This window comes from Sarcina sp. DSM 11001, assembly GCF_900101015.1.
Lineage (GTDB): Bacteria > Bacillota > Clostridia > Lachnospirales > Lachnospiraceae > CAG-791.
The window spans coordinates 106,797-119,836 of the sequence record NZ_FNFZ01000009.1 but is presented as its reverse complement, the minus strand read 5'-3'; the positions used below and the strand labels follow the sequence as shown (position 1 = coordinate 119,836).

General features: G+C 50.4%; 12 protein-coding genes. 8 read left to right on the top strand and 4 right to left on the bottom strand.

Features of this window, described 5'->3' with window-relative positions; translation table 11 throughout:
• Positions 1–11 precede the first annotated feature (11 nt).
• From BLT02_RS06490 to BLT02_RS06470, 5 genes are all read left to right on the top strand, one after another.
• Positions 12–1,727 (top strand): L-lactate permease, encoded by a 1,716-nt coding sequence (locus tag BLT02_RS06490; RefSeq protein ID WP_092992738.1) that lies wholly within the window; start codon positions 12–14, stop codon positions 1,725–1,727.
• A 242-nt stretch (positions 1,728–1,969) separates the two neighbouring features.
• A complete protein-coding gene (locus BLT02_RS06485) occupies positions 1,970–2,452 on the top strand; it encodes a VOC family protein (RefSeq protein WP_092992736.1) in 483 nt (160 codons plus the stop codon).
• A 25-nt stretch (positions 2,453–2,477) separates the two neighbouring features.
• On the top strand, positions 2,478–3,266 hold the full coding sequence (locus BLT02_RS06480) for an acyl-CoA dehydratase activase (RefSeq protein WP_092992734.1): 789 nt from the start codon (positions 2,478–2,480) through the stop codon (positions 3,264–3,266).
• 154 nt (positions 3,267–3,420) lie between these two features.
• A complete protein-coding gene (locus tag BLT02_RS06475) occupies positions 3,421–4,683 on the top strand; it encodes a 2-hydroxyacyl-CoA dehydratase subunit D (RefSeq protein ID WP_092992732.1) in 1,263 nt (420 codons plus the stop codon).
• 119 nt (positions 4,684–4,802) lie between these two features.
• Positions 4,803–5,930, top strand: a complete 1,128-nt coding sequence (locus BLT02_RS06470; protein ID WP_092992730.1) for a 2-hydroxyacyl-CoA dehydratase subunit D — start codon at positions 4,803–4,805, stop codon at positions 5,928–5,930.
• Positions 5,931–6,543: 613 nt separating this feature from the next.
• Here BLT02_RS06470 and BLT02_RS06465 read toward each other — a convergent pair.
• Together BLT02_RS06465 and BLT02_RS06460 are read right to left on the bottom strand one after the other, a co-directional pair.
• Complete coding sequence (locus BLT02_RS06465; RefSeq protein WP_092992728.1) at positions 6,544–7,689, bottom strand: acyl-CoA dehydrogenase family protein; 1,146 nt, start codon at positions 7,687–7,689, stop codon at positions 6,544–6,546.
• A gap of 418 nt (positions 7,690–8,107) precedes the next feature.
• The gene (locus tag BLT02_RS06460) at positions 8,108–8,650 is read right to left on the bottom strand and encodes an isochorismatase family protein (protein WP_092992726.1); all 543 of its coding nucleotides are present in this window, start codon (positions 8,648–8,650) and stop codon (positions 8,108–8,110) included.
• 286 nt (positions 8,651–8,936) lie between these two features.
• On the opposite strand from BLT02_RS06460, the gene BLT02_RS06455 reads away from it, so the two are divergent.
• Both BLT02_RS06455 and BLT02_RS06450 read left to right on the top strand, forming a co-directional pair.
• A complete protein-coding gene (locus BLT02_RS06455; RefSeq protein WP_092992724.1) occupies positions 8,937–9,215 on the top strand; it encodes a hypothetical protein in 279 nt (92 codons plus the stop codon).
• Between the two features lie 23 nt (positions 9,216–9,238).
• Positions 9,239–9,664 carry a PPC domain-containing DNA-binding protein gene (locus BLT02_RS06450; RefSeq protein ID WP_092992813.1) on the top strand — a complete coding sequence of 142 codons (426 nt, stop codon included), beginning with the start codon at positions 9,239–9,241 and terminating at the stop codon, positions 9,662–9,664.
• An 11-nt stretch (positions 9,665–9,675) separates the two neighbouring features.
• On the opposite strand, the gene BLT02_RS06445 is transcribed toward BLT02_RS06450, so the two are convergent.
• Positions 9,676–10,653 (bottom strand): helix-turn-helix transcriptional regulator, encoded by a 978-nt coding sequence (locus tag BLT02_RS06445; protein WP_092992722.1) that lies wholly within the window; start codon positions 10,651–10,653, stop codon positions 9,676–9,678.
• 267 nt (positions 10,654–10,920) lie between these two features.
• Between BLT02_RS06445 and BLT02_RS06440 the strand changes: the two genes are divergently transcribed.
• A complete protein-coding gene (locus BLT02_RS06440) occupies positions 10,921–11,595 on the top strand; it encodes an MBL fold metallo-hydrolase (RefSeq protein ID WP_175453724.1) in 675 nt (224 codons plus the stop codon).
• A gap of 243 nt (positions 11,596–11,838) precedes the next feature.
• Here the strand turns inward: BLT02_RS06440 and fba are convergent, their stop codons facing one another.
• Positions 11,839–12,777, bottom strand: a complete 939-nt coding sequence (gene fba, locus BLT02_RS06435) for a class II fructose-1,6-bisphosphate aldolase (protein ID WP_092992718.1) — start codon at positions 12,775–12,777, stop codon at positions 11,839–11,841.
• Positions 12,778–13,040 lie beyond the last annotated feature (263 nt).

Here is a 13,040-nt window from a genome sequence, read left to right as displayed (position 1 = left end):
AGTATTTATCTATGTATGCTATTATTGCCTTTATACCGATCATTGTGACGGTTATCGTTATGGCCGGCCTGAACTGGCCCGCCAAGCGTGCCCTGCCCCTGGCCTGGGCGATCACTTTCATCATCTGCGTGACCGTATGGAAGATGCCTTTCATCACAGTCTTAGCGCATACCATAAGCGGCATGCTTACTTCCCTGGATACGATCTGCGTCATCCTGGGTGCCATCCTCATCATGAACACCATGAAGCAGTCCGGCGCCATGAACACGATCAACCAGATGTTCACGACGATCAGTGATGACCCCCGCGTCCAGATGGTCATCATCGGCTTCATGTTCGGCGCTTTCATCGAGGGTGCTGCAGGCTTCGGTACTCCCGCGGCTCTGGCGGCTCCGCTGCTGATCAGCGTCGGCTTCCCGCCTCTGTGCGCAGCTATGGTCGCTCTGATCCTTAACTCCACGCCTGTTGCCTACGGCGCTGTCGGTACTCCGACTTCCACCGCGGCGTTACAGGTCCAGGATCAGGTTGCAAAGCTTGCCAGCGGTGCTGATTTTGAACCTTATAAGCTCGGCCTCACCAAGTGGGCTGCTATCCCCAGCGCCATCATCTGCCCGATCATCATCTTCGTGGCTATGTGCATGATGTGCAAGCTGTTCGGAAAAGAGAAATCCATCGCTCCCGCATTCGCCTGCATCCCTTACATCCTTGTCTGCGCTGTTGCATTCGATATCCCCTTCATCATCTGCGCGATGGCACTCGGACCGGAATTCCCGTCCCTGATCGCCGGCCTTGTAGGCCTTGTTGCTTCCATCGTTCTTGCACAGAAGGGCATTCTTGTTCCCAAGAACAAGTTCGAGTTCCCCGACAAAGGCGAATGGGCGGACTACTGGAAATCCACGCAGGCTGTTCAGGAAGATTCCGGCGAAGCTGCCGGCGAGCCTATGTCCCCTGTCATGGCATGGCTTCCTTACATCATCGTCGCAGCGATTCTGGTGCTCACACGTATTCCTCAGACAGGACTCAAGGCAGTCATGAATGTTGCCAAGCTTCCTTTCGGCATCAGCATTCCCACCATCCTTGGCGTCGAGGTCAACTACGGCTTCAAATGGGCATGGAACCCCGGCATCATTCCGTTCGTTATCGTTGCTCTGATCATCATCCCGCTCCACAAGATGAGCGGCGACAAGGTCGCTGCTGCATGGAAGGAGACCTTCTCCATGCTGGCTGGCGCGGCGATCGCGCTGGTCTTCGGTATCGCGATGGTTCAGCTGTTCCGTAACTCCGGAACCCCCGCTGCAGAAGGTGCTGAGGCTATGTACTACAACAAGACCATGCTTCGTGTCATGGCAGAAGGTATGGCCGGACTGTTCGGCAATGCCTACATCGTCGTTTCCCCTCTGATCGGTGTTATCGGAGCATTCATCTCCGGTTCCGCGACCGTTTCCAACACGCTGTTCTCGTCCCTCCAGTTCGATACAGCTACGCTGCTCGGCCTGCCCACCATGCTTGTCGTGGCAATGCAGATCTGCGGCGGCGCCATGGGTAACATGGTCTGCGTCAACAACATCGTCTCCGCCTGCGCTACCTGCGGTACCGTCGGCGCTGAGGGCCGTCTGATTCGTTCCAACATCATTCCCTGCCTTATTTACGCAGTCTGCACCATCATCATCCTGGGCGGTCTGATCGTAACAGGCTTCAACCCGAACCCTTATGGCATGCCCTGGTAATTATTACCCGGAGCAGTCCGTCGGTTTTTGATCCTTGTCCTTTGGCGACCTGACAGGTGACCGGTTGAACGGGATCGGCAGTTGATCGACCCGTCAAGGGATGGATATATAAGGTACGGCGGGCAGCATATGTGACCTGCTGCCTGCTGTACTATGCATCATAGGGGGTCTGCTTTTGATAATTATTCCTCGGTTATTACAGGCTGACCTAATGACAGAAAAAGAGAAAGAGGTGTATTTTTTTGGAAAGGCTGTTTGCAGAAACTGGTATTGGTAAACACATTATTCGCACACATCACTGGGGAATCGTCCTTCCTACAGTAGAGAAGGCTCAGGCTTTCATGGAGACTTTTGGTCTGAAAGAAGATTATCGCGGCCATGTTAAGGCTTATGATTCCCATCTTATTTTTACAACCCATGGTAATGGCGCGGATGCAATCGAGTTCATCATCCCGAAGTCCGGCGTTCTGACCCAGTTCAACAAGGGCAAGGGCGGCATCGCACACGTTGCTTTCCTGGTAGATGACGTTCGTGCAACCAGTAAAGACTGTGAGGCGCTGGGCTATCAGATGCTTGAGAAGGAGCCCGTTGAGGGAACCGAAGATATCATCGTTAACTTCATCCGCCCTAAATTCACTCAGGGCATTCTGGTTGAGCTGATCGAACAGGTCGGCGAGATCAACCACAACGCTACCTTCACTTCCCGCCACGGCAATCCGGAATAAATCGGAATTTTAGGGAGAACAAAGCATGTATACATTGGGAATTGATATCGGATCATCTTCGAGCAAAGCCGTTATCATGAAGGACGGCAAAGAGGTTGTCTCTTCTGCGGTCATTCAGGTCGGAACCGGAACATCCGGACCGGACCGCGTGATGGGAGAGGTGTTCAAGAATATCGATCTGACACCGGAAGACATACGATTCACGGTAGCCACGGGATACGGACGTTTTTCTGTGGAAAAAGCGGATAAGCAGATCAGTGAGATCAGCTGTCACGCCAAGGGGATCTATTTCCTGCACCCTGAAGCACGGACGATCATCGACATCGGCGGACAGGACGCGAAAGCGATCCGCCTCGATGCGAAGGGAAATATCGGCCAGTTCGTCATGAACGATAAATGTGCGGCGGGAACAGGACGGTTTGTGGACGTAATGTCACGCGTTCTGGAAATTCCCCTCTCCGAGATGGGTAATGTCCATTTTAAAGCAACAGAATGGGCTTTTGTCAGCAGTACATGCACCGTGTTCGCGGAGTCCGAGGTCATCTCGCTTCTTTCCCAGGGCGTTTCAAGAGAAAACATTGTCGCAGGTGTTCATCAGTCTGTCGCAAGTAAGGCGTGCTCGCTCGTCTATCGTGTGGGCGTAAATGATGATATCGTTATGTGCGGCGGTGTCGCCCAGAACCCGGGCGCGGTAGACGCCATCAGGAAGCAGTTGAACAAGCCCGTGATCGTCGCCCAGAATCCGCAGGTGACAGGTGCTCTCGGCGCAGCTCTTTTTGCGTATGAGAACGTCAAGTGGCTGCCTGAGGACTAAGGGCAGGAAGCGGACTGCTGCCCCGTTTTTATGAATTGAATTCCTGCCCGGTCTTATGGGATCCGCTTAACGGCTGGTCACGTCAGACTGCTGCAGGTTCAATGGGATTCATCAATGGACCTATCAATATAATTGATTTTTAGGAGGAAAACAGATGGATAGCATCAACATCAACGAAGCCAGTTCAAAAGAGCTGCTTGGATATTTTCAGGCCAAGCTCGATGAGGAAGCCTGGGAAGCCAAGAAGGCCGGCAAACCGGTCTGCTGGTCCGCTTCTGTGGCACCGCCGGAATTCTGCGTAGCGATGGACATCGCTCTGGTTTATCCTGAGACCCACGCTGCAGGCGCAGGCGCAAGGAAAGCTTCCATGGATCTTCTGGAAGTAGCAGATAAGAAGGGCTACAACATCGATATCTGCTCTTATGCCCGTACGAACCTCGGCTACATGGAGCTGCTGAAGCAGGAAGCCATGAACGGTGAGAAGCCCGAGCTTCTGAAGACCACAAAGGCTGCTTATGTTCCGCTTCCGGATATCGTAATCACCTGCAACAACATCTGCAATACTCTGCTTAAATGGTATGAGAACATTGCCAAAGAGCTGAACATCCCCTGCATCATCATCGATGTTCCTTTCAACCACAGCATGCCTGTAGCTCGTCACTGCAAAGAGTACATCGCCGATCAGTTCCGCGTAGCCATCAAACAGCTCGAGGAGTTCACCGGCCGTGCATTTGACTATGACAAGTTCACGAAGGTTCAGGAGCAGACCCAGCGTACTGTTTACTGGTGGAACAAGATTGCAGCTTATGCATATCGCAAACCTTCACCTCTGAACGGCTTCGATCTGTTCAACTACATGGCTCTGATCGTCTGCGCACGTTCCAGAGATTACGGCGAGATCACCTTCCATCGTTTCTGCGATGAGCTCGAAGCTAAGGACAAAGCCGGCAAGTATGCATTCGGCGATGCCTCCACTGAGAAACATCGTGTCACATGGGAAGGTATTGCAGTCTGGACATTCCTGGGCGCAACCTTCAAGGGCCTTAAGGCTCAGGGTTCCGTCATGACCGGCTCCTGCTATCCCGGCATGTGGAGTCTCGTTTACACACCCGGCGATTTCGAGTCCATGGCTGAGGCCTACACAAAGGTCTACATCAACACCTGCGGCTCCAACCGTTATGAAGAATTCTACAAAGTTGTCAGCAACTCCAAGAGCGATGGCATGGTCATGCACCTCAACCGCAGCTGCAAGCTGATGGGCCTTCTGAACAACGAGGGCGGCGAGTATGTCAACAAGAAGATGGGCATTCCTTTCGTCAGCTTCGATGGCGACCAGACGGATCCTCGCGTCTTCTCTGAGGCTCAGTATCTGAACCGTGTGCAGGCTCTGTCCGAGATGATGGATGCTCAGGCATAAGTCTGATTTAAGCGCATCATTCCAAAAAGGTCATGAATTTATCGCATGAATAATGCTTTTCCCGATCAGTTTATCGATGAAAAGTTGACATGACATCGGCTATAGTAAAGGAGAAATAGATGAGTACAATTTTCGAATTGATTTCACAATTCAAGGCAATCGCTGATGATCCGAAGAAGGCGATGGATGATTTTAAGAAAGAGACCGGCAAGGGTGCAGTCGGCATTATGCCTGTGTACTGTCCTGAAGAGATCGTTCATGCTGCTGGCTATCTCCCGATCGGTATGTGGGGCGCTCAGGGCAAGCAGATCTCCAAAGCAAGAACCCTGCTTCCTCCTTTCGCATGCTCCATCATGCAGTCCGTTATGGAGCTGCAGCTGGAAGGCGCTTATGACGAGCTTGACGCTGTCATTTTCTCCGTCCCCTGCGATACCCTTAAGTGCATGAGCCAGAAGTGGAAAGGCTCTGCTCCTCAGATCGTCTTCACACATCCTCAGAACAGGAAACATGCTCAGACCGCAGCTAACGTATTCTGCCGCGCAGAGTATGCTCACATCAAAGAAGAGCTCGAGGACATCCTCGGCGTGAAGATCACAAAGAAGGCTCTTCAGAACAGTATCGCTATCTACAACGAGAACCGTGCGGCTTGCCGTGAGTTCAGTGATCTCGTAGCAGCGAATCCCGGCCTGATCAAGCTTCGTGACCGCCATGCAGTTATCAAAGCTCGCTGGTTCATGCCTAAAGAAAAACACACCGCTATGCTGAAAGAGCTGAACGAGGCCATCAAGGCTGCCGACAAGGCTCCTTTCAACGGCAAGAAGGTCGTTGTCAGCGGCATCACCCTGGAGCCCTACGATGTTCTCGACATCTTTGAAGAGAACGGCTTCGCAATCGTATGGGACGATCTTGCACAGGAAGGCAGAAACTTCCGTCAGGATGTCGAGTATGATGAAGATCCGCTTATGGCTCTTGCAAAAGCATGGAACGCTTTCGATGGCTGCTCCCTTGCAACAGACGCTGACAAGCCTAAGGGCGGCATGCTGATCGACGCTCTTAAGAAGTATGATGCTGACGCAGTTATCGTCTGCATGATGAAGTTCTGCGATCCCGAAGAGTTTGACTATCCCATCCTTCTTCTCCAGTTCGAGGAAGCTGGCGTCAAGCACATCCAGGTCGAGATCGATCAGGAGTCCACTTCCTTCGAGCAGCTCAGGACCAGGATCCAGACATTCGCAGAGGTTCTGTAATCTGTCGATAAAAACCTTATCAAAGGTTTCATGACAACGGTTAGATAGATCATAGATCATAACTGCGGACAGTGGGTCGGATCTGCTGCCAGTATAAGGAGCAGGAAGATTACACTTAAGTAGTTAAGTTATTTGACCGGAATATTAACCCCGGCCTACGTGTGTGAATACGCGTAGGCCGGGGTTTTTGTGTTCCCTGTCGCGGCATTCGCCGTATACGCAAAATAATAGAGCCAGCTTCTTGCGTGCGAGCACGCGAGAGTACACCCTCTGCATTTTGCGCTCCGCAATGAGCCATGCCGCCAGGTCGCGAACAGAAAAGCGTGTTCGCTCCCTGTCGCGGCATTCGCCGTATACGAGAAAATAGAAAACCCGCTTACTGCGTGCGAGCACGCGTAAGCGGGCTTTCTATTTTCTCGTGCATGGCTCATTGCTTCGCGCAAAAAGAAGCTGGTCATGCGAGGGGAGCAGACCAGCTTCTTCATTATTTGGTTTGATAATATGGATATACCTACCACTTGTCTAGAGGCAAGTGGTAAATAGTATCTTACCAACCCTCAATTTGATTTTCAGGACTAAGCGGCTTTAAACCACAGCCTGTAAATCGGAAGGATTAGCGAAGCATAGAACCGGACATAACCATCTTCTGGACTTCGTTTGTGCCTTCATAGATCTCAGTGATCTTGACGTCACGGAGCAGACGCTCTACGCCGTACTCACGGCAGTAGCCGTAGCCGCCCATGTACTGGACTGCGTGACGGCAAACATCGTTAGCCATAGCGGAAGCGAACATCTTAGCCTGTGCAGCATAGAAGCCATAGTTCTCGTGATTGTCCTTCGCGACAGCTGCCTGCCAGGTCAGGAGACGAGCGGCATTGATGTTGGCCTGATCTTCAGCCATACGGAACTGGGTGTTCTGGAAAGCAGTGATGGGCTTGCCAAACTGTTTACGCTCTTTGCAGTATTTGATGGCTGCATCGAGAGCACCCTGTGCAAGACCGACAGACTGTGCAGCGATACCGATACGGCCGCCGTCGAGAGCCTGCATAGCAATCTTGAAGCCAGAGCCTTCCTTGCCAAGCATATCTTCCTTCGGAACGCGAACGTTGTTGTAGTAAACTTCCGCGTTGGAAGCAGCACGGATACCCATGCGCTTGATATCCTGCTGGACTTCGAGTCCGGGAGTATTCCTGTCGATCAGGAATGCGGACATGCCCTTGTGTGCAGGAAGGGACTTGTCGGTCAGAGCGAATACCAGGAAGGTATCAGCGAAACCGGAGTTGGTGGTGAAGATCTTGGAACCGTTGATGACGTAGAAATCGCCATCCTTGTCAGCGGTGGTGACTGCACCTGCAACGTCGGAACCGGCGTTGGGCTCGGTCAGACCGAAGCAGCCGATCTTGCTGCCGTCCACGAGGGGACGAAGCCATTTCTCTTTCTGCTCGGGAGTAGCGTACTGCTCAACGATCGAAGCGCAAAGAGAAGTATGAACAGAGATTGTGATGCTGGTGCTGCCGCAGACTTTTGCGACTTCTTCCATCAGCAGGCAGTAGGTCAGATAATCCATGCCTGTGCCACCGACTTCCTCACTGAAAGGAACGCCGAAGAAGCCAAGCTCCATCATCTGCTTGACCATGTCCATGTTCATCTCTTCCTTCTCATCCATCTCCTCAGCGATGGGAAGAATCTGCTCCTGAGCAAATTTACGGAAAAGGTTCTGCATCTCCAGCTGGTCTTCGGTCAACTTGAAATCAACCATGATAGTATCCTCCTTATAGAAAGTAGAAAGTAGTTTGTGCTGCAAGATCTGTCTCCAACAGAGCCTGCATCTATTTCATCCGCTTGACGCAGAGAAATATCCATGGGGGTATGCGCACATGAAGTGCATGGACTTCCTCAGGGGGGATGGTGCATTCGGGGAAATGCATGACTTACGGATGCATATAATGCAAAGAAATGTTGAATACAAATCGTCCAAACAATATGGATAAAAATCCTTAATATATTGTAAGAAATATCGACTTTGAACACAATGAACTGGGTTTGCACGGGCTTGAATCATCTTGAATGCGCAAACAAATTCATTTCATTTCCCCTCTGTTTTTGAGCCTTCTGGAAGTCTGTTTTAAGCGAAATAAGGACTCGCAGAATTATGCATTTTTATGTAAATGCTTTGTTTATTTTACAACGTTGGAAATATCTCTGAATTTAGGATGGCGGGAATCAACAGTGAGTTCAAAGAGAACAGCTTCAGCTGTTGTAATGATAACGCCTTCCTGCATAGCTCTCTTGATAGCAGCCTTTAAATCGCTCTTTTTGCGGGAAGCGATGGCATCGATCACAAGGATGGGCTGGAAACCAAGGGCCTTGAGATCAATGCAGGTCTGAAGAACACACACATGTGCTTCTGTACCGCAGATCAGGACATTCTTGCGGTTTTTCTTCTGAAGTGCTGCGACGATGTTTTCGTCCTGGGCACAGCTGAAGGTCCTTTTGTCAAAGAACTCTTTTGTACCGGCTGCTTCGTAAACGGAAGGAAGGCTGCCGCCAAGTCCTTTGGTATACTGCTGGGTGATCAGCATGGGGATTTCGAGCAGGTTAAGGCCGCGGGCAAGCATGCAGACGCGATCTTCACACGCTTCCTTGTTGAACATAGCCGGAACAAGTTTTTCCTGCATGTCAATGATCATGCACTGTGTTTCTGCGGGAATGATTCTCATTTTTATTTCTCCTTTTCTGATGATGGTATTAGTGGAAACAATCTGACACAATGGAACCGTAAGCCCGGTAATGTGTTTGATCAAATAAGATGACATAAACAGTATATCAGATTAACAAATCAGCCACAATAAAAAGCAGCAAGAGCGGGATCTTAATATTTGATTTCGAATTTCTGATTTTTTTGTGTAATGTGTTTCCTCAAATGGTCATACCGGAGATAAGTGTGATAAGATTAAGAGGCAGTTATTGTTTTGTATCCGAAGGTGATCGTATCTGGAGGTGATCATGAGAAAACTGGGGATAATGGTCGTAGGTGTGGCTGTTGGTCTGGTCATTACAGGGATGCTCATTGAACAGGAGAGACAGGCTGCAGAAAATAATGCCGATGCAGAAAAGAGGAACGGTCTTTTCGCGGAAATCTGCGGCAATACAGTCAGGATGTATGAAGTGAAGGACGGCCGTTTTTGCGGATATCGCGATAAGAAGGTGTTTGAAAGCCAGGAAGAAGCGATGGAATGGGTCGTAAAAGAAACAGACGCAAAAATGGTCATGAAGATGGATTGAGGAAAGGCAAAGAGACAAGAAAAATGGATTATCGTAAATTTGGGAACACTTATGTGATCCGGATGGACCGCGGAGAAGAGATTGTCAGGACACTGACTGATTTTTGTAAAAAGGAAAATGTCACTCTGGGGTCTGTGGATGCGCTGGGAGCAGCTGATCATGCGGTCATCGGTCTGTATGATGTCGAGACCCGTGAGTTCCATAAAAAGACTTTCGACGAGCCCCTGGAGATTTCATCGCTGCACGGCAATATTTCCACAATGAACGGGGAAATTTATCTGCATCTGCATATTAATCTCGCGCGGGAGGACCTGTCCGTGGTTGGCGGACATCTGGCGGAGTGCCGTCTGTCCGCGACCTGTGAGATGTTTGTCCGCAGTATAGATGGGACTGTGGAACGCCGTCATGATGATGAAGTAACAGGGCTGAATCTGTACGATTTTGTATAAGCTGAGTTTTTTCAGAGATTATCTATGATTCCCTGAAGGTATTCTCTATACTGCTCACGGACGTCCTCCGGCCATTGGATCCGGATCCCTTTGCCGATTCCGGCGAGCCAGCCAAAAAACTGGGGGCTGACTGTGACCATAACAGATGTATGGAAATGCTCTTTGTCGTGCGGGGCCATAATGATGTCTGTTCCAAAGCGGTCGATCAGGACGCCGGCCAGGTGGTTCTCTGCTTCCAGGGTCAGTTTTCTGTCCTGTCCGCCGTACATGCCAAAAGTCTTTCTGGCAAACGCGGCGAGGTCGAAATCTTCAAACCGGTCTCTGCCAAGGCGTTTCCGGTCAATGATCCGGGTATCCTGCATTTTGTCGACGCGGTAATGCTTGATCATCTCCTTTTCGGCGTCATAACCGACAAGGTAATAATTTTCATCATCCCAGGTGAGTGCCCAGGGGGAAATGATATATTCCGCGCCGTCTTTCCGGCAGGTCAGTTTTTTCTGGATCGTCCATTCGCAGTAGCGGAAACCGATCTGAAGGTTATCATGGATAGCGGCGTGGATGACGTCTACATTGTTGTAGATAGCCATGTTTCCGGTCTTGATCCGGTTATAAATGAAAACCTGCCTTTGAAGCTGTTTTGCGTTTTCACGGCTGGTTTCTCTTTCCAGCTTTTTGATCAGTTCTGCTGACTGCTTTTTGGTAATAAATTTGGAGGACTGCACAGCATCGACCAGAAGTTTGAGCTCCGGCAGTTCAAAATTGCGGTTCACAACGTAATAACCGCCGTTTTGTCCCCGGTTCTGTTCGATCAGCATCCCGTATGATTTCAGACGTTCCACATCGGCATAGATTGTTTTGCGGTTGTAGGAGAAGCCGTAGAGGGACATCATTTTTTCTACGATCTGTGCAGCGTTCAGGGGGTGCTCTTTGTCAGTCTCATCAAGGAGCAGCTGCCGCAGCTGCAGTATTTTAAGCTTTTCATCTGCCATAGTATTTCAGCTCCTTACTGCGGATTATACCGGTGGGTTCGGATTACAACAGGAAGCTCGGATCATATCGGGAGGCTCGTATCATATTGGGAGGCTCGGATCATATTGGGAGGCTGGCCGGCCTCGTGATGCACCGGCTCCTTATTATTTTATCGTACTTGTACTTGATTATTTTATCGTATTTGGCATCTTTTTGCACATTGGTTTTCGGCAGTAATGGATCACGGGAAAACGAGTGAAAAGGGGTAGAAAATGAGAAAATCCAGGATGAAAAGGATAGGAGAACACACTTGGATCTTTCCACTTGAATCAGAAAAAGACAGGCCGAATCTCGGCTACATAAGGGGTGACCGGATGGCTGTGGCGGTGGATGCGGGTCATTCCTCTTCGCATGTTGAGGATTTTTACAGAGCCCTGGGGGCGGAAATGCTGCCGCTTCCTGATCTGACGGTCATTACACACTGGCACTGGGATCATACTTTCGGAATGCACGCGGTCCATGGCCGTACACTGGCCAGGCCGGAGACAAATGCGCATCTTGAGGAGATCCTGTACCGGATGAAGAATGATCCCGGTTTTTCGAAGAAATTTCTCAACAGTGACGTATGTATCCGCAAAGAGTATGCGGGCGGTGTTCCACTGGCGGTTGTCTTATCGGATGAGGAAATAAAAAAGGACACGGTGCTGGATATTGGCGGGGTTCATCTACATTTGTGCTATGCGGAATCGCCCCACACAGAGGATGCGCTGATGGTTTATGTCCCGGAGGACAGGGTGGTCTTTGTCGGCGACGCGCAGCTTGGAGAATTTCCGACATGGCGGATGGATTATGATAAGCTGCATCTGCTTGCCGGTCAAATACGGGAGATGGATGTTAAAACCGTGATCGACGGCCACTGGAGACCGTACACAAAAGAAGAATATCTTGATGAACTTTATTAAAATACAGATCAGCTTATTTCTGTGTCTTTATAGCAGAGAACAGCGGTATTGCACAGGTATTGCATAAGAAAAGGCTGCCTCCGGGGAGGCAGCCTTTTTGAATGCGGCCTATCATCCGAATCACCCGGATGATAGGGATTTTGTAAAGCACATGCAGAGGATCCTATTCTCAAAAATTCTACCCTTAAGAAATTCTATCCTCAAGAATTTCTATCCTCAGCCGGCATCTGGAAGATCAGGCGATCAGGCCTTGCCGTCGGAACCGAGGACCTGTGTGATCTTGTGGGCAACGATAGCCTTGACATACTTGCGGCCGTCGCCGAGGTACTCTCTGGGATCAAAGTGCTCGGGATGCGCGACGAAGTGCTCGCGGATACCGGCGGTCATGCCCAGACGAAGGTCGGAGTCGATGTTGATCTTGCAGACTGCGCCCTTTGCGGCAAGACGAAGCTGATCCTCCGGAATGCCGATGGCATCCTTCAGAGCGCCGCCGTGGGTGTTGATGATCTTAACATACTCCTGCGGGACGGAGGAAGAACCGTGCAGGACGATCGGGAAGCCGGGAAGCCTTCTGGAAACTTCTTCCAGAATGTCCAGACGAAGCTTGGGATCTGTGCCGGGTTTGAACTTGTATGCGCCGTGGCTTGTGCCGATTGCGATCGCCAGGGAGTCAACGCCGGTCCTCTTGACAAATTCCTCGACCTGGTCGGGATCTGTGAACATAGCCTTGTCAGCTGCTACACTGACTGCATCCTCGATGCCTGCCAGAGTGCCGAGCTCTGCCTCTACGACACAGCCGTGCTCATGCGCGTACTCTGCGACCTTTTTGGACTCTTCGATATTCTCTTCGAAAGAGTGGCTGGAATAGTCGATCATGACAGACGTGAAGCCTGTGTCAACGCAGTCCTTGCAGGTTGCGAAGTCTGCGCCGTGATCCAGATGCATCGCGATCGGGATATCCGGATACAGCTCAACCGCTGCTTCAACGAGGTGTCTCAGATACTGGGGTTTCGCATATTTCCTGGCGCCTGCGGAAGCCTGCAGGATAACAGGGGACTTCAGTTCAGCAGCTGCCTCTGTGATCGCCTGAACGATCTCCATATTGTTGACATTGAATGCACCGACTGCGTAACCGCCAGTATACGCTTTCTTAAACATTTCGGTTGTTGTCACTAATGCCATTTTTTATCCTCCTTCTCAGAATAACAGCAATATTTTTACCTGCGCTTTCCAGCGGGCGACACACATATTTTCTGACATTTCCGTGTTCTGTTCTTAGGCTGGACTGATGCTGGCCAGCTGTTTTCAAGCCCGGTGAAAGACTGCTTTTATCATAACACAAATCAGAAAAAAGATGTTCAAAAACTTCGATTCTTTTATGATTTCTTTCGATTGATTTACGATCCTTAATTCGCGATTATTGATCGGCTTATCCGGCCGGGCGG